The organism is Achromobacter sp. Root170, from assembly GCF_001428165.1.
Taxonomy (GTDB): domain Bacteria; phylum Pseudomonadota; class Gammaproteobacteria; order Burkholderiales; family Burkholderiaceae_B; genus Achromobacter; species Achromobacter mucicolens.
In genome coordinates, this window is record NZ_LMHN01000016.1 from 139,831 (window position 1) to 165,811 (window position 25,981).

The following is a 25,981-nucleotide window of genomic DNA, read 5'->3' on the forward strand; positions in this document are numbered from 1 at the left end:
CGTGCGCCGGCGCGGTCCGCGCAGAACAGGGTTATCAGAATAGGGAGACAACATGACGAACGCACTCTGGCGCTGGAACGCGCTCGACCTGGCCCGAGCCATCCGCGACGGTGAAGTATCCAGCCGCGAAGCCGTGCAGAGCTGCCTGGACCGCGCCGACGCGGTCAATGCCGCCTTCAATCCGCTGACGGAGACGTATGCGGAACAGGCGCTGCGCGCCGCGGATGCCGCCGACGCGGCGGTGCGCGGCAAGCAGGCATTGGGCGCGCTGCATGGCGTGCCGGTCACGATCAAGGCCAACGCGGATCTGGCTGGCACCGCCACGACCAACGGCGTGACGGCCTATCGGGACCTCATCGCGCAGGAGAACAATCCGGCGGTCGACAACTGGCTCCGCGCGGGCGCGGTTGTCATCGGACGCACGAATGTCCCGGCGTTTTCGTGGCGCTGGTTCAGCGACAACGATCTGCACGGCCGCACCGTCAATCCGTTCGATGTGGCGCGCACACCGGGCGGCTCAAGCGGCGGCGCGGCGGTGGCGGCGGCGCTGGGCGTCGGGCCGCTTGCGCATGGCAGCGATCAGGGCGGCTCGATCCGCTATCCCGCGTATTGCTGCGGCGTTGCGGGGCTGCGGCCCTCGCAGGGCCGGGTGCCGGGCTACAACGCCACGCAGCGCTCGGAGCGCCCGGTGGTATCGCAGATGGCGGCCACGCAAGGGCCTTTGGCGCGTACCGTCGCCGATCTGCGCTTGGGAGTGGCGGCGATGTCGGGTGGCGACGCGCGCGATCCTTGGTGGGTGCCTGCGCCGCTGGCGTTTCCCGATTTGCCAGGCAACCGTCGCGTCGCGCTGTTCGCGGGCACGGCGCAGCACAAGGCCGACGCCGCAGTGGCCGACGCGCTGCAACGTGCCGCCGGCTGGTTGCAGGACGCGGGCTACATCGTCGAGGCCGCCGAGCCGCCGCAGTTCGACGCCGCGGCCGCGCTGTGGCTGGACGTGCTGATGAACGAAGCCGCCGGGTCCATGCAGCGCGAGATCGAACGCGCGGGCGATCGCGCCATCCGGAACGCGTACCGAAGCATGCTGGCGCACACGCCGCGCCGGGACAAGGACGGCTTCGTTCAAGCCATGGCGATGCGCACGACGATGCTGCGCGAATGGGGCCGCTTCTTTGAACGCTATCGGGTTCTGCTAATGCCGGTGTCGTTCGCGCTCCCTTTCCCGGTGGATCGGGATCAGCAGGGCGCCGACGTGATGGCGGACATCCTGCGGGCGCAGAGTCCTTTGGTCTCGACGGCGATTCTGGGACTGCCGGGGCTGTCGGTGCCGGTGGGGTTGGCGCACGGTGTGCCTGTCGGCGTGCAGTTGGTGGCCGGGCGGTTCCGCGAAGACCTGTGCCTGGCGGCCGGGGAGGTCATCGAGGCGCGGGCCGGCTGGTCAGTGCTGGAACGGCTTGGCATCTGACGGCGTCCCTTGCGGACCTAACCCGAAGCGCCTGAATCCTTCAACCGCGCATGGACGGCGGCGCCCAGCGCCGCGCCGTGGACGGCCAGATGCGCGCCCAACTGGATGGCCTGCAACAGGGCTTGGCGCGTCACCCCTTGCGCCAATCCCTCGTGGACCAACGCACGCGTGGTGTCCATGTCGCCCTGCGTGAAGCAGGCGTGCAGGGCGACCCGCACCAGCAAGCGCTCCGCGCGGGTCAAACCACCGGCAGGCGCGCCATGTTCCAGAAAGTCGAGCAGGACAGCGACATAGCCCGGGTCCATCGCCGCCAGCCGCAGCAGGCTACCCGCCTGTTCCGGCCACAGCGCGGCGATGCGGGCGCGCAGGGCATCGTCCGGATTCAGCGCCGGTTGGGGCGCGGCCTCGTGCAGCAGGTCGGCGGCTTGCAGCACCGCGCTCAGGCCCTGCATCGTGACCAGGTGCAGCACGTCGAACACGTCGGCATCGGTGGCGCCGGCCTCGCGCGCCATGCGCAGATGGGTGGTCAGGCCCGGCTCGAAAAGATGCGTGGCCGACGCATCGAGCGCCACGTAGATCAGCTCGACCATGCGGGGTGCCAGCGGTCCCGTCTTGGCCGGGTGTCCCGCGTAGTCGGCGTAGTGCGCCAGAAAGCCCGGATTGGCGTGCAGCATCGCGTCTGTCCACGGACGCCAATAGCCGCGCGCGGCGATGAAGCGGGCCTTGATCTCGTCCAGACCGGTCAGCGGCTGCATAGCACTTGCCCCGTCAGATATTGGGCCTGCGCGCCGGCCACGAAGCGCAGCAGGGGCGCCAGCGCCTCGGGCGCCGTGCCTTGCGCGACCTGCACGGCATTGATGCGGCGCGCCGCCGGTCCCCATTCGCAGGCCAGCGAGGCGATCAGCATACGCGCGGCCGCGTGATCGCCGGCGTGTTCCCAATCCAGGCCGTCGTCATCGGGCAGCAGCAGCGTCAGGCTGGCGGGGCCGTCAGCGGTAAAGCGCTGCGCGGCCTGCAATGCTGCGGTCAGCCGTTGCCCCGGTGCGCTGGCCAGCACCGTTGCGTCCAGCACCGCGGGGTAGCCGTCGCCAGCGGATTCACCGGGCAGCGGCGGCCAGTCGCCGCGAACGGTGAGCGATAGGGGCGCATCCGCCGGAACGCGTCCGAGTCCGGCGGCAGGGGCATAGGTCTGGCTTCCGCCGTACACCGACGAACCGCCATCCATGCACACGAGTCCGCCGGCAAGCGGGGCCGCGTGCGTGCTGGCCAGGAAGGCGAGGGCGCATGCGATCTCGTCAGGATCGGCCAACCGGCCCAGCGGGATCTTGGCCACGGCGCGTTCGGGGTCCAGGCGGCCCGAGGCGATCAGGCCCGCCACCAGTTCCGTCTGCACGTAACCGGGGCAGAGCACGGTGACGCGAAGGCCCGGATCGGACTGGGCCAGCGCACGGCTCTGCGCGATCAGCCCGGCCTTGCTGGGGCTGTAGCCGCCGCGCCACGGGATGGCGCGCAGTCCCGCGCCGGAAGCCACATTGACGACTCGCGCGCCGTCGACGAGGCGGCCGCGCAGGGCGCTCACCAGGCGGGCCGGCGCGCGCAGGTTCAGGTCGAGCAGCCGTTGCCAGTCGCCGGCGGCCTGGTCGACGGTGGGTCTATTGCTGCTGTCGGTCATCCCGGCGTTGTTGATGAGCGCTTCCAGGCGCGGCATGCCGTCCGCCAGGGAGGCAATCTGCGACGCGTCGGTCAGGTCGGTGACGCGTGCAAGATGCTCTCCATCGGCGGGCGCGGGCAGCTCGGCCCGCAGCGCCTGCAGCGCCGGCGCATTGCGGTCGACCAGGACGCAGCGATGGCCCGCGGCCGCGAGCCGGCGGGCCGCCGCACGGCCAATGCCGCTGGCCGCGCCCGTGAGCAGGACGGTGTCCATCAAAGGGTCGTGAACGTGATGCCGCCGTCCACCACCAGCGCCTGCGCCGTGATGAAGCGGGCCTCGTCGCTGGCAAGAAACACGATGGCCTCGGCGATGTCGTCCACCGTGCCCAGGCGGCCCATCGGCGTGCTGGCGACGCGGCGCGCGTCGCGTTCGGCGTTGCGGTTGCGCTGCGTGCCTTCCGTGGGCACCGCCGACGGGCAGACTGCGTTGACCCGGATCCGGCGCGCACCGAGTTCGGCGGCGGCCGCGCGCGTCACGCCCAGCACGCCGGACTTGATGCCCGAATACACGATGGAATTGGGTGCGGACTTGAGCGCGGCGGTGGATGCGACGTTGACGATGGCGCCGCCGCGCTCGGGGTCCATGACCTCGGCCGCCGCCTGAATGCCCCAGATGACGGCCTTGAAGCCGATGTCCAGCATGCGCTCCAGCGTGTCGGGCTGAATGTCGGGCACGCTCTGGTAGCGCACCCAGGCGGCGTTGTTGACCAGGATATCCAGCCGCGCGCCGTGCTCGGCGGCCTGCCGCACGGCTGCGCCGATGCCTTCGCGCGTGGCGACGTTCTGCACCACGGGAAAGGCGTTGCCGCCTTCGGCCACGATGCCGGCCACGGCGTCATCCACCAGTTCCTGCTTGAGGTCGTTGACGCCGACCGTGGCGCCGCGCGCGGCGAGCAGGCGGGCGGTGGCCCTGCCGATGCCGGCGCCCGCGCCCGTGACGAGCGCGACGCGCCCGGCGAGATCTTGTGCCATGTTTGCTTCCTATACCGATTGAATGAATGCGTGGCCGGCGCCGCGCGACAGCCCTGCAAACGCGGCGTCCAGCTTGCGCACCGCGCGCAGCGCGCGATGCAGGGGCAGTTCCCACGTGAAGCCCATGCCGCCGTGCAGGTGGATGGCCTTTTCGATGACGAAGGCCGCGTTGGCAAGCGCGCCAGCCAGCGCGGGCTGCGTGTCGCGCGGCGCGCCGTATTCGTCGGCGTGCGCAGCCCGTCGTATTGCGGCGCTGGAGACGTCCTGCAGCAGCCGCATGCGGGCCAGCAAGTGGCGCACGGCCTGTTTGGCCGACAGCGGCCGGCCGAACTGCACGCGGGTGGCCATGTAATCGGCCGCCGCTTGCAGTGCGCCTTCGGCGGCGCCGTTGGCGAACTCGGCCAGCAGCAGGTGCGCCTGGCGGCGCAGCGCGGCCCATGCGGCTTCGTCCAGCCGCGCAAGCACCGGCGCGTCCGCGAGCGCGATCCAGGTTTGCGGATGATCGGTATCCAGCGCCGCCTGGTCGTCGCGCGGCAATGCCGTGGCATCGACAAGGGCCGCACCCGCGCCGTCGGCCACCAGCACCCAGTCGGCGGGGCCCTGATCCAGTCGCGCGTGACCGGCCTGCAGGCTGCCATGCCAGGCGATGCCGGCCAGGCATTCGCCGGCGGCCAGGGCCGCGGCCTGCGGCGTGCCGGCCAGCGCGCCCGCAAGCAGGATCTGTTCGGGAAGCGGCAAGGGCAGACGCAGACGGCCGGCCGCATGCGCGATCGGCAGCGCGAATTCGAGCGGGAGGCCCAGTCCGCCGTCGTCTTCGGCGGCCATGACCCCGCACAGCCCCGCCAGCGCCAGCACCTGCGCCATGGCGCGGGGATCCTGGCGGGTCAGGGCATCGGTGATCGCGGCGTCGGCGGCCTGCGCGAATTCCTCGGGACGCAGTTCTTCGTGGCTCATGTCAGGTCCTTGGGCAGATTCATGACGCGCTGGGCGATGACGTCGAGCTGCACTTCGGTGGTGCCGGCGTAGATCGTCTCGGCGCGCGAGAACAGGTAGGCGGTGGTGAAGGCCTTCTGCGCGCGGCGCGCCAGGGCACTGGAATGCGGCCCCACTTGCGACAGCAGCGACAGCGCCAGACCGGCGAACGCCTGATGGCATTCCGACCAATACAGTTTGGTGAGCGAACCGCGCGCGCCGATGGTTTCGCCACGCAGCATGCGCGCCACGGTCAGTTCGACCAGGCCCTTCAAGCCGTCGATCTCGCAGACCAGGTCGCCGACGCGGCGCTGCACATAGCCGTCGTCAAGCGCGGGGGCCAGTTGCGCATCGGATTTGCAGGCGGCGATGAGTTGGCGCAGTTCGCATTCGAAGCGCCACGGGCGGTACATGCGGTTGGTGGCGCGCTCGATGGACAGCACCCGGATGGCGGCGTTCCAGCCTTCGTCCGGGGCGCCCAGGCGTGCGCTGTCGGGCACCACCACGTCGTCGAAGAACACCTCGGCAAAGGACTCCTTGCCGTCGATGGATTTGATGGGGACGACGCGGATGCCCGGCGTGTCCATCGGGACCGCGAACATCAGCAGGCCGCGATGCTTGTCGGCCACGGTGCCGGTGCGCGTCAGCAGCAGGCAGTAGTGCGCCTTGGCCGCGCCGCTGGTCCAGATTTTCTGGCCATTGATGCGCCACGTATCGCCCTGCTGTTCGGCCTTGGTGCGCAGGCGGGCCAGGTCCGACCCCGCGTCCGGCTCCGAAAACCCCTGGCACCAGTACTGGCGCATCGCCAGGATCGCGGGCAGGAAGTCCTGCTTCTGCTGTTCGGTGCCCACGGCCATGATGATGGGGCCGGCCAGTTCCTTGCCGATGGAACTGACGCTCTCGGGCATGGGCAGTGCGCCAATCTCCTTGTTCACGGCCAGATGCTCGCGCAGCGTCAGGCCGTGGCCGCCGTAGGCCTTGGGCCACGTCATGCCGGCAAGCCCCGCCTGATACATCGCGGCCTCCCAGGCGCTGCTTTCGGCGAGCGAGGGGGCGCGCCAGTCCAGGCTGTCGGCGCGCATGAAGCCGGGCAGGTTGGCGCGCAGCCAGGTGCGCGCGTGCTGGCGGTAGACCTCGGGGCCCGCGGCAGGGTCGGGGACTGCGGCGTGTTGTTCGTATTGCATGGCTGTCCTCAGTGGGCGGGGGTGGCGCGCGGAATCATCAGCGCGTCCAGGACGACGACGCCTTGGCCCTGCGGCCGCACCAGAATGGGGTTCATGTCTATTTCGGACACGTCCGCGCGGTGGCGGTACGCGAATTCGGACAGGCGCGCCACGCTGCGCGCGGCGGCGGCGATGTCGGCCTTGGGCCGCCCGCGTGCGCCATCCAGGATGGGAAACATCTTGAGCGACCGGATCATCTCGGCGGCTTCGTCCTCGCTGACGGGCGCGGCCTGCACGGCGACGTCCTTCAACACTTCGGCGTAGATGCCGCCCATGCCCACCATCACGATGGGACCGAAGACGGGATCCTGCGATACCCCGGCGATCAGTTCGGTGCCGCCCGCGACCATCGGCGCGACCAGCACGCCGTCGATGCGCGCGGCCGGCGCGTGCCGCGCCACATTGGCCAGGATTTGCGCGTAGCCCTGACGCACGGCGCCGGCATCGGCCAGGTCGAGCAGCACGCCGCCGGCTTCTGTCTTGTGCGCGACGTCCTCGGAGGCGATCTTCAGCACCACGGGATAGCCGATGGCGCCGGCCGCGCGCACGGCCTCGTCGGCATCGCGGGCGATGATCTCGCGCGGCACATCGATGCCGGCTTTGCCCAGCGCCTGCTTGGCGTGGAATTCGTTGCGGAACACGGCCGGGTCGACCGGTTCCGAAGCGGGCAGCGCCGTGCCATCGGGAATGCAATTGCGCAGGCGGCCCAACTGCACCAGTCCGGCTAGCCCCGTGGCGGCCGCGTCGATGCTGGAAAACACCGGAATGCCCAGCGCGTTGATCTGCTGGACGGCGTCGGCCGGCCCCTGGCTGATGACCATTAAGAGGCGGTCCGGGTGGCTGGCGCGCACCTCGGCCAGCGCTTGCAGGTAGATGCCGCGCAGCCGGGCGTTGTAGAGCGACAGCGACATGAACAGCGCAACGGAACTGGCCGACGGGTCCTCCAGCAGGGCGGTCAGCATCTTGAGCAGGATGTCCGGACGGGCGGACATCTGGGCGGACGCATCCACCGGATTGCCGGTGCTGGCGGTGGGCACGGCTTCCCGGATGCGCCGCTGCGTGTCGGGCGCGAGCGGGGGCAGGGACAGGCCCGCCTCGCTCATGGCGTCGGCCATCATGATGCCGAAGCCGCCGGACGCCGCCACGAGCGTCACCGCATCGTTGGCCGGCAGGCGGCGGGGCATGAGCAGCGAGGCGGCGTGGCCGATGTCGATCAGCGCTTCGACCGAGCGCACGCGCAGCACGCCGTGACGGCGAAAGACCGCGTCGATCACGGCGTCGGACCCGGTGAGGGCGCCGGTGTGCGAGGCGGCGGCGGCCTGGCCTTTTTCCGTGGAACCAATCTTCAGGATGATGACGGGCTTGGCGCGCTCGCGCGCCAGGCGCAGCGCGCCGATGAGCTTGCCGGCGTCGCGGCAGGTTTCCATGCAGCACAGGATGATGCGCGTGTCCGCGTCTTCGGCCAGCGCGGCGATGCCGTCGGCGGCATCCACATCCGCTTCGTTGCCGGTCGCGATGAAGCGGCTGACGCCCATGCCGCGGCGGGCGACGCTTTGCATGGTGTGGCTGCCCACGTTGCCCGACTGCGACACGATGCCCACGTGGCCGGCGGGCGGCATGTTCTCTTCCAGCGCGATCGAGAAGGAACCGATCAGGCGCTCGGCCACATTGACCGTGCCCAGGCAGTTGGGGCCCAGGATCCGCATGCCGTGTTCGCGGGCGATGGCCACCAGTTCGGCCTGCAGCGCGGCGCCTTCGGGGCCGGCCTCCGTAAAGCCGGCCGACAGCACGATGGCGGCCTTCACGCCGCGCGCGGCGCAGTCGCGCAGCGCGGCGGGCGTGGCTGCGGCGGGCACGGCCAGGATCGCAAGGTCGGGCGCCGTGGGTGTCTGCGTCACGCTGGCGTACGCGGGCAGCCCCTGGATGGTTCCGCCCTTGGGATTGATGGGGTACACCGCGCCGCGGTAACCGTGCTTGATCAGCATGTGGACGGGACGGCCGCCGATCTTGGTGATGGCGTCCGAGGCGCCGATGACGGCGATGCCCGCGGCCTGGAAGAAGGGCGCCAGCCCCGCGCCGGGGCGTTGATGCTGCGTATCCATGCTCAACGTCCCTTGAATTGCGGCTGGCGCTTTTCCAGGAATGCCATGCGGGCTTCGCGCGCGTCTTCCGTTTTGGCCAGCGCCATGGTGAAGTCCTGCTCGAAGCGGTAGGCGTCGCGCTGCGGCATGAGGTCGACCATGTTCGCGGCGCGCTTGGCGTACAGCACGGCCAGCGGCGCCTTGCCGGCGATTTCGTGCGCCAGCGCCAGCGCGGCGGGCAGAAGCTGGTCGGCGGGCAGCACGTCTTCCAGCACGTTGCGGCGAAGCAGGTCGTGCGCGGTCAGGCGCTGGCCGGTGAAGAACATGCGGCGCAATGTCGAACGCCCAAAAAGCGTGCGCAGCATGGACGCGCCGCCGGCCAGGCCGACGTTGATTTCGGGCATGCCGAAGGTGGCGTTCTCGGACGCATACATGATGTCGCAGGCGGCCATGAGGCCCAGCCCAGCACCAAGCGCCGCGCCGTTGACGGCGGCGATGACCGGCTTGGCGCATTCCTTGATGGCGTTGCCGGTTTCGCGGGTGATGCGGTTGTGTTCAAGAAAGTCGCCGGCGATGTCGGCGTTGGGGCGGTCCTTCAGGTCGGCGCCGGCGCAAAAGACCGTGCCGCTGCCGGTCAGCACCGCGCAGCGGATGTCGTCGCGCTCGGAGATCTCGTCGAAGATCGCCACGATGCGGCGGCGCATGGCGCGATTGAGCGCATTGACCGGCGCGTTGTTCAGCGTGACCAGCGCCACGCCCTCATTGACTTCGAACTTGACGGGGGTGTCGCTCATGCCCGCACCTCGCTCGATTGGAAACACATAGCGGGGCGCCGGGCGCCGTGGGCATGCTGCATCGTAAGTCTCCTCGGGGTCTGATGACCGGTCTTGTCTGCTGTCCACGCCTGCCGGCACTGGACTTTTTTTGATTTTAGGAAGGGGCCTGGGCCCGATCTACGGCAAAAACGGTGGTTGTGTTCTGCAGGAATGGCGCATATTCCGGGCTCCCCGCAGCCGATACCATGGGGAAAAATCATCGCCAGCGCGCGTGTTGGAAAGAGGGAGGCAGATGCAGTTCGAACGTATCGGATCGCTGCGTGCGGCATTGGGCGAATGCCCGGTGTGGGACGCGGCGGGCGGGCGGCTGTGGATGGCCGATTGCCGCAAGGGCCTGATCCTGGCCGTGACGCCGGATTCGGGCCGCGTGCAAAGCTGGCAGCTGCCGGCGCCGCTCGGGTCATTTGCCTTCAACGGCGAGGACGAGCTGGTCGTGGCGTTGAAGGAATCGTTTGCGCTGTTCCGGCCGGCGGACGGCAGCCTGCGAACGCTGGCCGATATCGGCGTCAGCCACCCCAACCTGCGGCTCAATGACGGCACGCCCCTGCCGGACGGCAGCTTTGTCGCGGGCACCATGCACATTTACCGCGAGGCCGGCGAGGCGCCGCTGGGCGGACTGTATCGCCTGGACACGCGCGGCACGCTTGCCCGGATCGCGCAGGGGATCGGCGTGGTCAACGGCCCGGCCCTGCATCCGGACGGCACGCACCTTCATGTGTGCGACAGCGCGGCGCGCACCATCTACCGGTATCGCATGGATGCGCAGGCAGGCTTATCGGGCCGCGAGGTGTTTGCCGACACGGACGCGCTTGAATCGGCGCCGGACGGTTGCTGCTTTGATCGGGACGGCGGGCTTTGGACGGCGCTGGTGCATGCGGGCGCCGTCGTGCGGTTCGACCGCGACGGCAAACTGGACCGGCGCATCGACGTGCCGGTCGCCCACCCGGCGTCGCTGTGCTTTGGCGGGGACGACCTGACCGACCTCTACGTCACGTCCATCAGCGACAGCGGACGACTGTCGGCCAATGGCCCCCTGGACGGCGCGCTGCTGCGCATCCGCGGCGCGGGTTACGCAGGCGCGCCGCGCCCGCGCTGCGCGATCCGGCCCGGCGCCTGACGCTTACCGCCGGGTCAGGCGTCGGCAGCCGGCTTGCCGTACGCGGCGAATCGCAGCTCGGCGCCAGACACGTGCGAGGCGACAAAGTCCAGGAACAGCCGGATCTTCACGGGGATCATGGCCGTGTCTAGGATGGTGGCGTACATGCCTTCTTCGAAGGTGGTGTTGGTGACGCGGTAGTCCGGACAAAGCCGCACCAGCGTGCCGCGCGCGATGTCGTGGTGCACGGTGTAGTCGTCCAGCAGCGCGATTCCTTCCCCCAGCCTGGCCAGCTCCAGCAACGCCACACCATTGTTGGTGACGTGCCTGGGCTGGATCGGCACTTCATCGATGACCTCGCCCTGCTTGAAGCGCCAGAGGTACTGGTCGCCAGGAAGCAGGTAAGCCAGGCACGCGTGCTGGGCGATGTCGGCCGGCGTTTCGGGCGGCTTGCGATCGGCCAGATACGCGGGCGAAGCGACGAGATAGCGTTCGCTCTTGAACAGGATGCGCCGCTTCAGGCCCGCCTCGACGGGCGGCGAGATGCGGAAATCGATGTCGAAGTTGTTGCGCCGCAGATCCGTCTTGGCTTCCGACAGCACGAGTTCGATGTGGATCTCGGGGTAGGCCTCGCGAAAGGCCGCGACCAGCTGCGGCAGCACGCCCAGGCCGAACATCATGCGCGAATGCACGCGCAGCACGCCCTTGGGCGCGGCGCGGATCTCGGTGATGTTGCGATGCGCCTCGTTGATGTTCCAGAGAATGGGTTCGAGCTGGCGGGCGTATTCCTGGCCCGCTTCGGTCAGCACGACCTGCCGCGTGGACCGCAGCAGCAGCTTGACGTTGAGCTCGCTTTCGAAGTCGGTGATCATGCGCGACACCGAGGTGGCAGAGATGCCGAACTGGCGCGCGGTTTCCGAGAAGCTCTCGGACTTCGAGATCGACAGAAAGAGCTCCATGGCGCGCAGTCTGTCCATCATTCCTCCACTTTATGCAGCACAGAACGCCGCTTTTCTTGTATTCCAGCCCATGACTACCGGCCTCTAGAATTTCCTCAAGGATTCAAGCATCAATGAGGAGACACAATGGAATTCGGCGTATTCATTCTGGCGCAGCAACGAGGTTACCACCAGTCCTCCGCGCAAGTCATCAACAACTCCATCGAGCAGACGGTGGCGGCCGAGCAAGCCGGATTCAACACGGCGTGGTACGCCGAGCATCACTTCAACAACTACTCCCTGTCGCCGTCGCCGCTGATGACGGTGGCCCATGCCGCGGCCAAGACGCGCCAGATACGCCTGGGCACGGCAGTGTGCATTCTGCCGCTGTATCACCCCGCGCGCTTTCTGGCGGAAGTCGGCTTCGTGGACACGGTGTCCAATGGGCGGCTGGACCTGGGCGTCGGGTCGGGGTACCAGCAGTTCGAATTCGAGCGCTTCGGCGTCCAGATCGAGGAGTCGGGTGCGATCTTCAATGAGTTCCTGGACGTCATCCCCAAGGGCCTGACGCAGAAGATCTTCGAGCATGACGGCAAGTTCCTGAAGATTCCGCCCAGCTCGATCGCGGTGCGCTGCGTGCAGGATCCGATGCCGCCGCTGTGGATCACGTCGGGCAATCCGGTGACGCTTGGCCGCGGCGTGCGCGAGAACCACAATCTGTTCGTGACGGCGCTGCTCAAGGGCAACGACGCCATCGCGGAACTGCGCGGGCGGCTGGAGAAGGTGGCCGAGGACAACGGCAAGAACCTGGACCGCGACGTGAAGTTCGGCTTTTTGCGCTGTGGCTATGCGTCGGACAACAAGGCCGAGATCGATGCCTATCTGGATTGCGCGCGCTTTCAGCGCCGCATTTCCGAAAGCCTGAAGTTCCGCCGCGCGCAGAGCGACGACGGCTACATGGTCAAGGAAGTGCCTTCGGAAACGGACCCGACGTTCGAGCAATTGCGCAAGAATCTGCCGGTAGGTTCGGTCAACGAGGTCATCGACAAGATGCTCGAAGAGATCAGCATCCTGCGTCCGAAGCACATTGCGCTGCAAACGCAGCTTGGCGATTTCGACCAGAAGACGATGCTCAAGCAGATCGAACTCTGGGGCGACAAGATCATTCCCGCGATCCGCAAGGAAGTCGGCAGCACGACCGTCCTTGCCTGAAGGAGGGCAGCATGCGTATCTACCTGAGCAATGCCGGCGCCATTGCGCTGCGCGACGCGGCCGATTTCGGCCGTCTGGATGTTTTGGCGGACCCGCAGCCCGCGGATCGGCTGGAACGCGCGATCGCCCGCATCGGCCGGCGCGAGGACGAGCGGCACGTGCGGCTGTCGCCGTCAGTGCTGCGCTTCCTGTCGCAGCACGCGGGCGATCCGGCCTGGGAAGCCAGCTTCTCGAAGATGGTGGACTACGCGGCGCGGCACGGATGGGTCGACGAACGCGGCGACATCCGTGCGCACATGGTGGTCAACGAATGCGACGAGGTGGTGTCGGTGGATGATTTCAAGGCGGCGATGCGGTCGCTGCCGGCCGGCATCAGCGCCGTCAGCACGGGTGACGGCGACGACATGGCGGGCATGATCGTCTCCAGCCTGACGTCGATCTCGGCCGACCCGCCGATGGTCGGGTTCTTTGTGCAGCAGACCGCGTCGGCGCATGCGCCGCTGCTGCGCAACGGCCGTTTCGTCGCCAACATCCTGGGAGAAGGCCACGGCGAGGTGATCGAGGCGTTCATGAAGAATCCTCAGGGCAAGGCGCGGTTCGCCCAGGGTGGATGGGTGATGAACGAACATGGCGCGCCGGTGCTGCCCGATGCGCTGGCCAGCATCGAGTGCGACATCGTTTGCACCGAGAAGCTGGGCACGCACGATCTGATCGTGGGCAAGATTCGCAGGACGTCCTGCCGCGAGGCGCGTCCGGTGATCAACTTCAAGTCCGCCACGCACGGCATTGCGCCAGCGCAGCTGCAATGAACCGATGACCGCATTTGCCTGAACGACAAGCCCGCCATCTGGCGGGCTTTTGCATGGCGGAAAAGGATGCGTGGGCGCTGCGCCAGCGCCCGCGGGTTCAATCGAGGACGATGCCGTTTTCCTTGATGACCTTGCCCCAGTACTGGCGGTCGGCTTCCAGCTGGGCTTCCAGCGCCTGCGGGCCGCCGGCTTTCTCGGTCTGGCCGTTGGCCACGAGCAGCTTGCGGAAGCTCTCGGATTGGACGGTCTTGATGGCGGCGGCCGAATAGGACTGCACGATCGCGTCCGGGGTGCCCTTGGGCGCATGCAGCGCGGTCCAGTAGCTGGCCTTCAGCTGGGGATAACCCAGTTCCGTCACGCAGGGCACTTCCGGCAGCGCCGGATCGCGGTGGTCGGTGGTCAGCGCCAGGATCTTCACCGCGCCGGCCTTCTGGTGGTCGGCCAGGGCGATGGGCGTCATGTAGGAAAGATCGTTGCGTCCGGTGATGAGGTCGATCAGGCTGGTGGGCGTGCTCTTGTAAGGCACGGCGGTCAGCGGGATGCCCAGGGTCTTGGACATGATCAGCCCGTACAGGTCGGTGACGCTGCCCGGGCCCAGCGAGCCGTAGGTAAGCGCGCGGTTCTCGCGTTTTGCATAGGCGACCAGTTCCGCCAGGGAATTGACGCCCATCTTCGCGGGCACGGTGATCGTGAGCGGACCGTCGAACATCATGGCGACGGATTTGAAGCTGTCGAAGCTGTAGTTCAGGCTGGGGCGCAGCAGGATGTTCAGGGATAGGGGGCCGGAACCGCCCATGAGCAGCATGCTGCCGTCGGCGGGCGCGCGCGCAACCTGCGAGGCGCCGATGATGCCGTTGGCGCCGGGCTTGTTCTCGACGATGAAGTTGATGCCCAGTTCGGCGCCCATGCCTTCGGCTAGCAGGCGCGCGAAATTGTCGTTGGGGCCGCCCGCTGCATAGGGCACGATCAGGGTCACGGGCTTGGCCGCGGCCCGCAACGGACGGGCGAACATCATGAGGGTGCCGGCCGCGATGAAGCCGCGGCGCGTGAGCTTGCGCATCTGTCTCTCTCCAGGTTCCCGCCGCCATGCGGGACCGTGCCTTCCGCGGGCCGGTTCATCTGTTTTGACGCTGGCGGCTGGGTCGGCCGGAATCAGTGTCCGGCCTGGGGTTGTCTCATAGCCGATGATAATTTTTATCGGACCGGGCGATTACCCCATCGATCTGCAGAACTGTTCTGCGAAGCCAGCAATATTGCGGCTTGCGGCGGCATCGTCTTCTTGCGGCGGCGGCGCGCGTGACCGGCGTTATGCCGGATCGCGGCTGATCTTTGCGCACCGGTACAGCGCCTCCTTGTCCAGCACCGTCAATCCGCCGTAATGCGTTTGCAGGACACCCTCGCGCGCCAGCCGGGTCAGCGCGGCGTTGCAGCGTTGGCGCGAGACGCCGCACAGGCCGGCGATTTCTTCCTGCGAGATCCGCAGCCGGCCCTGCGTTCCCGAATGGACCTCGGCGTCCAGCTGCGCGGCGACGGCGCGCGCGACGGTGGTGTCGACGTCGAGCAGCACGTTGCCCGTGTAGCAGCCCATCAGCCAGTTGACCCGCTGCGCCAGGTGCGTCATCAGCGCCTTGGTGAATTCGATGTTGTTGTTCCAGAGGCGTTCGCAGGTGTCGCGCGGCAGGATCACGATCCGGCTGGGCCGCAGGGCAACGACTTCGTATTCGAAGCGCTCGCGGCGGATCATGGTGGCTTCGCCGAACCAGCTGCCCGTGCTGAAGCCGGCCAGCGACAGCGTGCGGCCGTCGGTGCCGGGTGACGACCACTTCACCAGCCCTTCGACCACGCCATACCAGCCGGGCGACCGCGATCCCGCGCGAAACAGGTATTCGCCGGCCGCCAGGGACACCGTTCGCAGCTCGGCGCGCACCACGTCGCGCTCGAGTTCCGGCAGGCCCTTGTACCAGGGCACCACGTCGAGCATCTTGTCGACCGCGCTGCGCGCCGGCCGGCGGCTTGCGTTCGACACGTCGTTGCCCGCCAGGGCAGGCGGTTCGCGCATGTTCGTTCCCTGTCTGGAGGTGGGATGCGGCCCAGGTAAACCCTAGGATTCTTTGTCAACGTGATGACTGTCCGCAAGGGCAGCCGGACCGCAGAATGTTTGACGCCTACGGGCCAAAAACCATAAGAGGAGACCGGTATGTTGTCAATGCCACGCCTGCTGTCCGCCACCGCCATCGCCGGCGCCCTGTCCGCCACGCTGCTGCCCGCCACGGCCGCGCAGGCGCAAATTTCGGACGACGTGATCCGCATCGGATTCATTACCGATATGTCCGGCGTCTACTCGGGCCCTGACGGCCCCGGCGGCGCGGAGGCCATCAAGATGGCGATCGAGGAAATGGGCGGCCAGATCGACGGCAAGAAGATCGAACTGTTGACGGCAGACCACCAGAACAAGGCCGACGTGGCCTCGGCCAAGGCGCGCGAATGGTTCGACCAGCGCGGTCTGGACATGCTGATCGGCGGCACCAATTCCAGCACGGCGCTGGCCATGTCCAAGGTGGCGGCCGACAAGAAGAAACCCATCATCGTGGTGGGCGCCGGCGCGCCCGCGCTGACGAACGAGCAGTGCACGCCCTACACGCTGAACTACGCGTACGACACTGTCGCGCAGGCGCGCGGCACCGGCGCGGCGGTGGTCAAGACGGGCGGCAAGAGCTGGTACTTCCTGACGGCCGACTACGCCTTTGGACACGCGCTGCAGGCCGACACCACCAAGGTCGTCGAGGCGGGCGGCGGCAAGGTCGTGGGCAGTGTGAAGCATCCGCTGGCCGCCAGCGATTTCTCGTCGTTCCTCTTGCAGGCGCAAAGCAGCAAGGCGGAGATCCTGGCGCTGGCCAATGCCGGCGCGGACGCGACCAATTCGATCAAGGCCGCGAACGAGTTCGGCATCACCAAGACGATGAAGCTGGCGGGCATGATCATGTTCATCAACGACATCCACGCCATGGGCCTGCCGGCCGCGCAGGGCATGTACCTGACCGACAGCTGGTACTGGAACGCGTCGGACGAAACGCGCGCCTGGGCGCGCAAGTTCTTCGAGCGCCGCCAGGCCATGCCGTCGTCCTTGCAGGCGGCCGACTATTCGGCGGCGTTGCAGTACCTGCGCGCGGTCAAGGCAACCGGCACGGACGACGCGGACAAGGTGCTGGCTTACCTGCGCGAAAACAAGCTGAACGACATCTACATCAAGGACGGCGTCGTGCGTCCCGATGGCCGCGTCGTGCACGACATGTACCTGCTGCAGGTCAAGCGCCCGGACCAGTCGAAAGAGCCTTGGGACTACTTCACGGTGGTGCAGGCCATCGACGGCAACGAGGCCTTCACGAAGCAGTCAGAAAGCCGCTGCGCGCTGTGGAAATCCTAGGAGAACGGCATGGCCAAACGCAAAGTGATCGTGACCATCGCCCCGACGGGGGGCATGGCCTTGAAGACCCAGAATCCGCACCTGCCGACGCAGCCCGCGGAGATCGCGGAGGATGTCTACCGGTGCTACAACGCCGGGGCAAGCGTCGTGGCGCTGCATGCGCGGCGCGCGGATGACCTGGCGACGTGCGATGCCGGCGTGTACCGGAAGATGAACCAGCTCATCCGGGAGCGGTGCGACATCGTCCTGAACAACTCCACCGGCGGCGGCGTGCACGGCGACATGGTGGCCGAGACGTCGCCCGGCACGTGGGAGATCCTGTGGGAGGAGCGTCTGAAGGGCATGGATGCGGGCGCCGAGATGTGCACGCTGGACGCCACCACGCTGAACCTGGCGTTCGGCGACCGCGAATACCTGATGAACACGCCGCTCAGCAAGGGGCGCGAGCTGGCGGCCGGCATGAAGGCGCGCGGCATCAAGCCCGAGTGGGAGGTGTTCAGTCCCACGCATATCCTGCAGGACGTGACCACGCTCATCAATGAAGACCTGGACGAAGGCCCGCACTTCATCAACCTGGTCATGAACGTGCATCGCAACTTCCAGAACGCCATGCCGTTTTCGCCGCGGCATCTGCAGATGATGGTGGACCTGCTGCCCAGGAACAGCGTCTTCTGCGTCAGCGGTATCGGGCCGTCGCAACTGGAGGCCAACATCAGCGCGTTGCTGCTGGGCGGCCACGCGCGCGTCGGTCTGGAAGACAACCTGTACTACCGGCACGGCGAGCTGGCCACCAATGTGCAGCTGACCGAGCGCATCGTGCGCATCATCCGCGAAATGGACATGGAGCCGGCCACGCCCGCCGAGGCGCGCGAAATCATGGGCCTGCCGCTCAAAAGCGGCATCCGCCCGGAGTTCGCGCTTTGACGCAACCGTCAGGCGGCGCGGCGCAGGGCCGCGCCGCCGCCATTCATCATCGGGACAGGACATGACCGAATCATTGAAAGGCGCCCGCGTACTGGTCACGGCGGGCGCGCAGGGCATCGGGCTGGCGATCGCGCGCAGGTTCCTCGATCTGGGCGCCGACGTGCATATCTGCGACGTGGACGAACAGTCGCTCCAGGCAGCGCGGGAAAACCTGCCAGCCTTGAGCGCCAGCCGGACGGACGTGTCTGACGAATCGCAGGTGCTGGCGATGTTCGAGGCGCTGGGCGCGCGGTGGGGCGCATTGGATGTGCTGGTCAACAATGCGGGCGTATCCGGGCCGACCAGCCGTCTGGAGGACACCACGTTGGACGCGTGGCGCAACACGCTGGACGTCAACCTGACGGGCACGTTCCTGTGCGCGCGCAGCGCGGTGCCGCTGCTGCGTGCCGCGGGCGGCGGCGCCATCGTCAACATCTCGTCGGTGGCGGGGCGGCTGGGGTTTTCGCTGCGCTCGCCGTACAGCGCCAGCAAATTTGGGCTGGCCGGGCTGACGCAGACCTGGGCGATGGAACTGGGGCCGTCGAACATCCGCGTCAATTCCGTGCTGCCGGGCGTCGTGTCGGGCGACCGTGTCGAGCGCATCATCGCGGCGCGCGCCGAGGCCGGCGGGGTCAGTCGCGAGGTGATGCGCGAACAGCTTGTGGAAAAGGTGTCGCTGCGCCGCATGACCCGTCCGGAAGACGTGGCGAATCAGGTGGTGTTCCTGTGTTCGGATCAAGGGGCGATGATCAGCGGGCAGAGTATTTCCGTGTGCGGGAACGTGGAGTATCTGGGGTGAAGCTGGGTGCGCGCCCGGCAAGCGCCGGGCGTTGCGTGTCAGGGGCAGTCAGGCGCGGGGCCGCTAGGCTTGCGGCGGCCTTGCAGCATCCGGACAATCGTCCTTTCTACCGCGCCGGCTTCGGCCAGTACCGCGATGACCAGCGCCGCCGTGCCGATGGCGAACATCGTCCGGTGCTGTCCGCCGCTTGCGCTGAACACGGCCGAGTACCCGTAGCCGGCCAGCGCCTGGAAAGTGGCAAAACTGACCGTTGCGCGGCTCCATGCCCGGTTCTGCGCAAAGGCATCGTGCGGAATCAGGTCGTGGATTCGCGCCAGCGCGAGCGGCACGATGCCGGGAGGAAAAGTACCCGCCACCAGCGCGGCGGCGCCCAGCCCTGCGGGATGGTGGCTGACGCTCAGAACGCCCATCGCCACTGCCTGCACGGCCAGCACGATGCGTAGGGCTTGGCGCGGGCCAAGCCGATCGCCCAGCCAACCATAGAGCGGTGGCCCCATCATGGCGCCGACGCCGTAGAGAATCCAGAAGCGCGCGCCGGCCGCGGCGCCCGCGCCCAGTCCGCGCTCGACGAAGTCAACCAGAAAGACCATGGCCGGGACAAGCGCCACTGCCATCAACCCATACTGGCCGAACAGCAGGATCACGCCGGCCCGATGATCGGAACGCTGGCGGGCCGTGACCGGTGTGCCCGGCGCCGCGTCCGCCAACCGGCGCGACGCGGGACCATGCGCCGGCCACGCGTGCCAGGTCAGCAACGTCAGCGCGGCAGAGATGGCGGCTAGACCCAGCCAAGCCGCCTGCAGGCCTATGGCAAGCAGCCAGGGCACCACCGTGCCGGAGCCTGCGATGCCGACGCCGATGCCCAGGAAGATGGCGCCGCCTGCCAGGCCGCGCCGTTCAGGCGGCACGTGCGGCAGGATCGTCGCCGCGGCCAGGACCATGATGGCGCCGCCCGCAATTCCCGAGGCAAGGCGCCAACCGAAGAACCAGCTGATCGACAGCGGCAGGCTGCACGCCGCGAAGGCCAGCGTGACGAGCGCCATCATGACGCGCAGGACCTGCGTGCTGGAAGAGCGTCGCGCCAAGGGCTGGCCGATGAGCGCACCGATCAGGTAGCCGGTCAGGTTGGCGGCGCTCAGGAACACCACGCTGGACGATGAGAACCAGTGTGCCTGGATCAGCGCGGGCACCAGCGGCGCGTAGGCAAAGCGGGCCAGGCCGATGCTGGCCAGGCTGGCGGCGAACCCGGCAAGAACATATCGCCAGGCAAAGGTTGCTGTCCCGGGCGGCGCCGCCAAGGAAGGGGTTGCCGCGGAGGGCGCGGCGGCGGATGGATGCGACATGGGGAACCTCACGCTTCGAATGCCGGGTAAACCGACCGGCCTGCGAAAAAGTATAGGTAGCCCTGGTGCTGCGATCACGCAGCAATTTTCATTATCAGTAATGCAAAAATGCAGCGGTCGCCGCCGCTGGCTTTTGGGGGGCGGCGGCCGCAGGGCTGGGACGCCGGCAATCGCCGCCTATTGATGCGGCGGATCGAACTGGTTCGCCACGGCGTCGATGAATGCCCGTACCCGGGCCGTGTGCCTCAGGTCCTGGTGCGTCACCAGCCACACCGGGAAGCCGCCCGCGCGTTCGCGCGCGGGCCACAGGCGGACGAGTCCGCCGCGCTCGGCCATGGGCACGGGCAGTTCGCCGATGCCGATTCCGTCGGCGATCATGGCACGCAGCATCAGGCTGGAATTGGCTGTGGCCACGATGCAGCCGGCTTGGGCCGGTTCGCCGACGATGGTGGGCGCACGGCCGCTTTCGAGATAGGGCTGGTAGTACACCAGGTCATGTCCTTGCAGGCCCTCGCCTTCCGACGGGGCGCCCCGGTGTTCCAGATACTGTTCGCTGGCGTACAGGCCCACCGGCCAGCGCGCCAGTTGGCGCGCGACGAGATCCGGGTTGTCGGGCTTGACGTTGCGGATGGCGATGTCGGCCTCTCGGCGTGCAAGATTGGCCATCTGGGTCGACACGCTCAAGCGGACGCGCACGGCGGGGTGCTGCGCGTGCAGCGCTGCGATGGCCGGTATGACGAACTCCATGGCCAGCGAGTCGGTCGTTGCGACCTTGACCTCGCCTTCGAGCCGTCCGTCGGTGCCTTGGGCCTGCCGTACCAGGTCATGGGCGAATTGCTCCATGCGCTCGGCGGCGCGCAGGACGCTTTCGCCCGTGGGCGTCAGCGTGTAACCGGAGGAACTGCGCAGGAACAGCGTCGCGCCCAGGGTGTGTTCCAGTGTGGCGATGCGCCGTCCGATCGTGGCCTGGTCGACGCCAGCCACGCGCGCGGCGCGTCGCAGCGTTCCTTCTCGTTGCAGCGCCAGAAAGATCCTCGCATCGTCCCAGTTCATTGCTTCCTTCGCGGCTGTGCGCCGACATCGCCAGGCCCGTCTGGGCAGCGGAATTATCGCCCAAACCCCGTTGCCAAATCCCGCCGCCCCGGTCCATAATCTGCGCTTTGTTAACTGATAACCGTTCGCATTATTGTCAATGCGGAGGGTGTCGCGGGCGGGATCGTGAGCGGATCGGAAGGGGCATCCCAGGACTTCGAAAGCCTGTACGGCAATCACCACGGCTGGCTGCTGGCCTGGGTGAACTGGCGCCTGGGCAATGCGGCCGATGCCGCCGACCTGGCGCACGACGCGTTCGTGCGCCTTTTGACGCGCCCGTGCAAGTTCGACAACGCCCGGCATGCCAGGACCTATCTGCGCCGGATGGCCAACGGCATGTGCATCGACCTGTGGCGCCGCCGCGACCTGGAGCAGGCCTGGCTGGACGCCCTGGCGGCGCGGCCGGAACCCACGGTGTCGTCGGCCGAAGACCAGGCCATGGTGCTGCAGGCGCTGGGCGAGATCGATGCCATGTTGCGCGGGCTGCCGCCCAAGACCGCCCACGCCTTCGTGATGGCGGTGGCGTGCGAGATGACCGACCAGGAAGTGGCCGACGTCCTGGGCGTGTCCTCGCGCATGGTCCGCAAGTATGTCGCGCAGGCCATGCTGAGCTGCATGAAACTGGAAGCGCGGCTGGCGGCGGGGATGGCGGGCGAGCCGTCGATGCCGCAGGTGGCGGCCCCATGACCGCCGCGCAAGCGCGCGAGCCCTCCCATCGCGCGATGGAGCAGGCCGCCGAATGGTATGCGCTGCTGCGGTCGGGCGATGCGTCGGCCGCCGAACGCCAGCAATGGCAGCAATGGATCGACCGCGCGGCAGAACACCGTGAAGCCTGGGGTTACGTCGAACGCATCGGCCGCCGCTTTTCTCCCCTGCAATCCAGTCCGGACCGGGATGCCGCCGTGACGGCGTTCGGGCAAGCCGCGGCGGCCCGGCCGCGCGCGCGCCGGCAACTGCTGCTGGGAATGGCGGGCGCGCTGGGCATGGCGGGGCTGGGATGGACGGCGTGGCGGCAGACGCCGCTGCCGCTTGTCGCCTCGACCTGGGGCGCGGACCATCGGGCGGGACTGGGCGAAACCCGGCAGATCGCCCTTGAGGACGGCACCCAGGTCTGGTTGAAGGCGCTCAGCGCGTTCGATGTCGACTATGGCGCCACGCTGCGCCGGTTGCAGCTGGTTGCCGGCGAACTGTTGATCGATACCGCCAAGGATCCCCTGCGTCCCTTTGTGGTCGACACCGCCCAGGGGCGGCTGCAGGCGCTGGGCACGCGTTTCACGGTGCGCGGCGAGGACGATGGCGTGGTAGTCGCCGTGCATGAAGGGGCCGTTCGGATCGACACGGCGGCCAGCCGCGCCAGCGGCATCGTGGCGGCGGGGCAGCAGGCGAGATTCACCGCGAACGCGCTGGACGGGTTCGTGGCCGCGGATCCGGCGCGCGAGGCCTGGACGCGCGGCGTGCTGGTGGCCGACGACACGCCGCTGGCCGACGTGGTGGCCGAATTGCGCCGGTATCACTTCGGCCACCTGGCCGTGGCGCCTGACGTTGCCGGTCTGCACGTCTTTGGCAGCTATCCCATCCGCGAAACGGACCGCGCGCTGAACATGCTGGCCTCGGTGCTGCCTGTCCAGGTGCGCCGCACGATGCCCTGGTGGATCAGCCTCGAAGCGCGGGCCTGAAAAAAATTCGCGAAACGGTTCCGGGTTTTGCCGGCTCGTTCGAATAAGGAGAGTAAGAGACGCTCGCGCCCTGCCATCCGCGGGGCCGGCGCGCCGCTCTGACTTCCCGAACCCTACGCACGAGAGCACTGGTCCCGTCATGTCCCACCGTCATTCTTGCCCCGCCGCGGCCTTCCCCGTGACCCCCGCGCGCGCCCTGGCCCGCCGCCGCGGGCGAATCCCGTCCTGGGGCTTGCCGCTGGCCCTGGCGATGGCCATGTCCGCCGTCTGGGGGCCGCCCGCCCATGCGCAGGCGGCGCCCGCCGCGGCAGGCGTGGCCGATCTCTTTACCTTCGACATTGCGCCCGCGCCGCTGAACCAGGTGCTGACGCGGCTGGCGAACGAGTCCGGCATTCTGTTGGCCGCCCAGCCGTCGCTGGTGGCCGACCGCCAGAGCAACGGCGTGCGGGGCCGCTATACCAGCCACGAGGCCCTGGACCGGGCGCTGGCCGGGACGGGACTGCGCGCCACGCGCGAGGCGCCGAACCAGTACCGGCTGAGCCTTTTGCCCACCGCGCAGGCCACGACGCTGGAACCGGTGACCGTGACGGCGTCAAGCCTGTACAGCGGCCTGCCGCCCGTCTACGCCGGCGGCCAGGTGGCGCGGGGCGGGCGCCTGGGCCTCCTGGGCGACCGCGACGACATGAGTACACCGTTCAGCGCGACGCAGTACACCGCCAAGCTGATCGAGGACCAGCAAGCGCAGAACATCGGCGACGTGCTGGTCAACGACCCGACCGTTCGCAACACGTATTCGCGCGGCGCAGGGCGCGACGAGTTCAACATCCGCGGGTTCACGCTGTTCAACTACGACGTATCGTTCAACGGCTTGTACGGCGTGTCGCCGCGCAATTCGAGCTCGCTGATTGGCGTGGAGCGGGTGGAAGTGCTGCGCGGCCCCAATGCGCTGCTGAACGGCATGGCGCCGTATGGATCGGTGGGCGGTTCCATCAACCTCGTGCCCAAGCGCGCGGGCGCCGATCCGCTGAACCGCTTTACCGTGTCCTACATCAGCGACAGCCAGTTCGGCGCGCACGCCGACCTGTCGCGCCGCTATGGCGAGAGCCAGGAGTGGGGCGTGCGCCTGAACGTGGCGGGCAGCGGCGGCGACCTGCCGATGGACGGGTCCAAGGAAGACCTGGGCGCGGTGGCGCTGGGCCTGGACTACCAGGGCGAGCGCCTGCGCCTGGAAGGCGACATCAACTACCAGAACCGCACCACCGATGCGCGCAGCGGCCTCCTGTTCCCGCCGCCTTCAGGCGTCGATATCGGCCGGGCGCCGGACGCGCGCCGCAATTTCTTTCCGTCGTGGACCTACTGGAAAACCAAGGAATGGTCGGGCGCGCTGCGCGCCGAGTACGACGTGTCGCCCGATTGGACCGTCTACGGCGCGGTGGGCGCGCGCAAGCATGACTTTGAAAGCATGCAGACCAGCTGGCTCATGCTGAACGAAGCGGGCGACATCGGCGCGGTGCCGGCCCGCCTGAACGAGTCGCTGATCAGCAAGACAGGCGAGGTGGGCGTGCGCGGCCGCGTGCAGACCGGCCCGCTCAAGCACGAGCCGGCGCTGAGCGCCAGCGTGCTGGATATCGACTATTCGGCGGCGCGGATCCGGTCCAGCACGGTGTTCTCCAACATCTATAACCCCGTCGACCTTGCCAAACCGAACATCGCGCGACCGTCGGATCTGCCCCGTGTCAGCGACTCGCGGCTGTACAGCATTGCGCTGGCCGATACGATCTCCCTGGCTGACGACCGCGTGCAGTTCATCGCGGGCGTGCGGCACCAGCGCGTGGAATCCACCAACTTTGACGCGATGAGCGGCCGCCAGACGTCGAACTACAACGAGTCCGCCGTCACGCCGGCATTTGCGCTGACCGTCAAACCTACCGAGCGCCTGTCGCTGTACGGCAACTACATCGAAGGGCTGAGCCAGGGCGGGACCGCGCCCCAAGGGGCCGTCAACGCCGGTGAAGTGTTTGCGCCGGAAATCTCCAAGCAGTTCGAAGTGGGCGCCAAGTACGACTTCGGCCAGTTCGAAACCACCCTCAGCGCGTTCCAGATCGAGCGCCCCAGCAGCTACCTGGATCCGGCCTCCCTGCGCTACGTCTCCGACGGCAAGCAGCGCAATCGCGGCCTGGAATTCCTGGTGCAGGGCGAGCCGACCCGCGGCGTGCGGCTGCTGGGCGGCGTGGCCTACACGGATGCGCGCCTGACGCGCACGGAAGGCGGCGTGAACGACGGCAACCGCGCGCCCGCCGTGCCGCGCCTGCAGTTCAACGCGTCGGCCGAATGGGACACGCCGTTCGTGCCGGGCCTGACACTGACGGCGCGCATGCTGCGCACCAGCTCGCAGATCGTCGACGTCGCCAACACGCAGGAGATCCCGGGCTGGACGCGTTTCGACGTGGGCGCGCGCTATGCCTTCAACGCCAACGGCAAGCCCGTGGTCGTCCGCGCGATGGTCGAGAACGTGCTGAACAAGAACTACTGGCAGTCGGCGGCGCGCGAGGGCCTGACGGTCGGCGCGCCGCTGACGGTGCTGTTGTCCGTCAGCACGGAGTTCTGAGGCAGGCCTTCGGTTGCCGGGCCACGTTCCGCCCGGCAGTCAGCCTTTGACCTGGGCTGACTGATAAAAGCAGTAGCCGCTGCTGCGCAGCGTCTTGACCGGCAGCGTCTGCCCGCTCAGGGCTTCGACGCGGCGGCGCAACCGGCGCATTTGCGTGTCCAGCCGGCGTTGGTCGTATTCCAGATAGTCGGCGCCCAGCGCCTCGACGATCTGACGGCGGCTGATGTTTTCGCCGGGTTGGCTCATGAGGACATGCAGCACGGTCAGGTCCTGCTGCGACAGCGGCATGGCCTCGGCGCCGGGAATGTGCAGGCGGCGCGGGCCGATTTCCAGCAGCCAGCTGGGAAGCGGCTGATCCTGACCCGGCTGGGGCAGTCCCAGGCGGCGCACCAGCGCGGCGAGTGTGGCGGCCAGTTCGTCCAGGTCGCAGCCCTTGCCCAGGTAGTGATCGGCGCCCATGCCAAGGCCCGAAATCCGGTCGCGGCCGGTCTGGCGCGCACTGAAAACCACGATGCCGACCTGCTGGCCTTGCTGGCGCAGCCGCTGGATCAGGTCCAGGCCGCAACCGTCCGGCAGGCCGATGTCGATGACGGCAAGATGGTGGCGGCCGGGATCGAAGCGCTGGTCGAATTCCTGCAGGCTGGACACGCACGACGGCGCGTATCCCAACTCTTCGAGGAACTCGCCGAGCTCCTGGCGCAGCACGGGTTCGTCTTCGAGCAGGATCACTTCGGGCATGTCGCGCCCGCGGAATGCAGCGTGAAG

General features: G+C 68.1%; 23 protein-coding genes. 10 read left to right on the forward strand and 13 right to left on the reverse strand.

Translation table 11 applies throughout. The annotated features are described in order from the left end of the window. The first annotated feature begins 52 nt into the window (after positions 1-52). The gene (locus ASD87_RS18705) at positions 53-1,462 is read left to right on the forward strand and encodes an amidase family protein (RefSeq protein WP_056324971.1); all 1,410 of its coding nucleotides are present in this window, start codon (positions 53-55) and stop codon (positions 1,460-1,462) included. A 17-nt stretch (positions 1,463-1,479) separates the two neighbouring features. On the opposite strand, the gene ASD87_RS18710 is transcribed toward ASD87_RS18705, so the two are convergent. The 7 genes from ASD87_RS18710 to ASD87_RS18740 are packed head-to-tail and all read right to left on the reverse strand — an operon-like array spanning position 1,480 to position 9,214. Next, entirely contained in the window at positions 1,480-2,217 is a 738-nt protein-coding gene (locus ASD87_RS18710) for a carboxymuconolactone decarboxylase family protein (protein WP_056324977.1), read from the reverse strand. Continuing rightward, on the reverse strand, positions 2,205-3,386 hold the full coding sequence (locus tag ASD87_RS18715) for an SDR family NAD(P)-dependent oxidoreductase (protein ID WP_056324980.1): 1,182 nt from the start codon (positions 3,384-3,386) through the stop codon (positions 2,205-2,207). The genes ASD87_RS18710 and ASD87_RS18715 overlap by 13 nt, the downstream gene beginning before the upstream one ends. Continuing rightward, positions 3,386-4,144 carry an SDR family NAD(P)-dependent oxidoreductase gene (locus ASD87_RS18720; RefSeq protein ID WP_056324983.1) on the reverse strand — a complete coding sequence of 253 codons (759 nt, stop codon included), beginning with the start codon at positions 4,142-4,144 and terminating at the stop codon, positions 3,386-3,388. The genes ASD87_RS18715 and ASD87_RS18720 overlap by 1 nt, the downstream gene beginning before the upstream one ends. A gap of 9 nt (positions 4,145-4,153) precedes the next feature. Continuing rightward, entirely contained in the window at positions 4,154-5,098 is a 945-nt protein-coding gene (locus tag ASD87_RS18725) for an acyl-CoA dehydrogenase family protein (protein WP_056324987.1), read from the reverse strand. After that, the gene (locus ASD87_RS18730) at positions 5,095-6,300 is read right to left on the reverse strand and encodes an acyl-CoA dehydrogenase family protein (RefSeq protein ID WP_056324991.1); all 1,206 of its coding nucleotides are present in this window, start codon (positions 6,298-6,300) and stop codon (positions 5,095-5,097) included. Before ASD87_RS18730 ends, ASD87_RS18725 begins: the two co-directional genes overlap by 4 nt. Before the next feature lie 8 nt (positions 6,301-6,308). Further along, complete coding sequence (locus ASD87_RS18735; RefSeq protein WP_056324992.1) at positions 6,309-8,441, reverse strand: acetate--CoA ligase family protein; 2,133 nt, start codon at positions 8,439-8,441, stop codon at positions 6,309-6,311. Between the two features lie 2 nt (positions 8,442-8,443). Continuing rightward, complete coding sequence (locus ASD87_RS18740; RefSeq protein WP_056324996.1) at positions 8,444-9,214, reverse strand: enoyl-CoA hydratase/isomerase family protein; 771 nt, start codon at positions 9,212-9,214, stop codon at positions 8,444-8,446. Positions 9,215-9,488: 274 nt separating this feature from the next. On the opposite strand from ASD87_RS18740, the gene ASD87_RS18745 reads away from it, so the two are divergent. After that, positions 9,489-10,373 (forward strand): SMP-30/gluconolactonase/LRE family protein, encoded by an 885-nt coding sequence (locus tag ASD87_RS18745; protein ID WP_056325001.1) that lies wholly within the window; start codon positions 9,489-9,491, stop codon positions 10,371-10,373. A gap of 14 nt (positions 10,374-10,387) precedes the next feature. Here ASD87_RS18745 and ASD87_RS18750 read toward each other — a convergent pair whose 3' ends face one another. Then, on the reverse strand, positions 10,388-11,329 hold the full coding sequence (locus ASD87_RS18750; protein WP_056325002.1) for a LysR family transcriptional regulator: 942 nt from the start codon (positions 11,327-11,329) through the stop codon (positions 10,388-10,390). Between the two features lie 108 nt (positions 11,330-11,437). Here ASD87_RS18750 and ASD87_RS18755 point away from each other — a divergent pair, with 108 nt between their 5' ends. Together ASD87_RS18755 and ASD87_RS18760 are read left to right on the forward strand one after the other, a co-directional pair. After that, the gene (locus tag ASD87_RS18755) at positions 11,438-12,502 is read left to right on the forward strand and encodes an LLM class flavin-dependent oxidoreductase (protein WP_056325005.1); all 1,065 of its coding nucleotides are present in this window, start codon (positions 11,438-11,440) and stop codon (positions 12,500-12,502) included. Positions 12,503-12,513: 11 nt separating this feature from the next. Next, positions 12,514-13,311: a flavin reductase family protein gene (locus ASD87_RS18760; RefSeq protein WP_056325006.1), complete on the forward strand. Its 798-nt coding sequence runs from the start codon at positions 12,514-12,516 to the stop codon at positions 13,309-13,311. 97 nt (positions 13,312-13,408) lie between these two features. On the opposite strand, the gene ASD87_RS18765 is transcribed toward ASD87_RS18760, so the two are convergent. Further along, entirely contained in the window at positions 13,409-14,371 is a 963-nt protein-coding gene (locus tag ASD87_RS18765) for a tripartite tricarboxylate transporter substrate binding protein (RefSeq protein ID WP_056325007.1), read from the reverse strand. A 246-nt stretch (positions 14,372-14,617) separates the two neighbouring features. Then, positions 14,618-15,370, reverse strand: a complete 753-nt coding sequence (locus tag ASD87_RS18770) for a Crp/Fnr family transcriptional regulator (protein ID WP_223573155.1) — start codon at positions 15,368-15,370, stop codon at positions 14,618-14,620. Positions 15,371-15,517: 147 nt separating this feature from the next. Between ASD87_RS18770 and ASD87_RS18775 the strand changes: the two genes are divergently transcribed. From ASD87_RS18775 to ASD87_RS18785, 3 genes are all read left to right on the forward strand, one after another. After that, positions 15,518-16,735: an ABC transporter substrate-binding protein gene (locus ASD87_RS18775; RefSeq protein WP_056325938.1), complete on the forward strand. Its 1,218-nt coding sequence runs from the start codon at positions 15,518-15,520 to the stop codon at positions 16,733-16,735. Between the two features lie 9 nt (positions 16,736-16,744). Continuing rightward, positions 16,745-17,659, forward strand: coding sequence for a 3-keto-5-aminohexanoate cleavage protein (locus ASD87_RS18780; protein ID WP_056325008.1), 915 nt, complete (start codon positions 16,745-16,747; stop codon positions 17,657-17,659). Positions 17,660-17,720: 61 nt separating this feature from the next. Next, entirely contained in the window at positions 17,721-18,497 is a 777-nt protein-coding gene (locus ASD87_RS18785) for an SDR family oxidoreductase (protein ID WP_056325010.1), read from the forward strand. Positions 18,498-18,535: 38 nt separating this feature from the next. Here the strand turns inward: ASD87_RS18785 and ASD87_RS18790 are convergent, their stop codons facing one another. Next, positions 18,536-19,840 carry a YbfB/YjiJ family MFS transporter gene (locus ASD87_RS18790; protein WP_056325012.1) on the reverse strand — a complete coding sequence of 435 codons (1,305 nt, stop codon included), beginning with the start codon at positions 19,838-19,840 and terminating at the stop codon, positions 18,536-18,538. Positions 19,841-20,017: 177 nt separating this feature from the next. Further along, positions 20,018-20,893, reverse strand: a complete 876-nt coding sequence (locus ASD87_RS18795; RefSeq protein WP_056325015.1) for a LysR family transcriptional regulator — start codon at positions 20,891-20,893, stop codon at positions 20,018-20,020. A 162-nt stretch (positions 20,894-21,055) separates the two neighbouring features. On the opposite strand from ASD87_RS18795, the gene ASD87_RS18800 reads away from it, so the two are divergent. The 3 genes from ASD87_RS18800 (at position 21,056) to ASD87_RS18810 (ending at position 25,216) form a co-directional block, all read left to right on the forward strand. Continuing rightward, positions 21,056-21,619 carry a sigma-70 family RNA polymerase sigma factor gene (locus ASD87_RS18800; RefSeq protein WP_369818571.1) on the forward strand — a complete coding sequence of 188 codons (564 nt, stop codon included), beginning with the start codon at positions 21,056-21,058 and terminating at the stop codon, positions 21,617-21,619. Then, entirely contained in the window at positions 21,616-22,608 is a 993-nt protein-coding gene (locus tag ASD87_RS18805) for a FecR domain-containing protein (protein ID WP_056325017.1), read from the forward strand. The genes ASD87_RS18800 and ASD87_RS18805 overlap by 4 nt, the downstream gene beginning before the upstream one ends. Before the next feature lie 139 nt (positions 22,609-22,747). Then, on the forward strand, positions 22,748-25,216 hold the full coding sequence (locus ASD87_RS18810; protein ID WP_082586353.1) for a TonB-dependent receptor: 2,469 nt from the start codon (positions 22,748-22,750) through the stop codon (positions 25,214-25,216). Positions 25,217-25,255: 39 nt separating this feature from the next. On the opposite strand, the gene ASD87_RS18815 is transcribed toward ASD87_RS18810, so the two are convergent. Beyond that, on the reverse strand, positions 25,256-25,954 hold the full coding sequence (locus ASD87_RS18815) for a response regulator transcription factor (protein ID WP_056325018.1): 699 nt from the start codon (positions 25,952-25,954) through the stop codon (positions 25,256-25,258). Positions 25,955-25,981 lie beyond the last annotated feature (27 nt).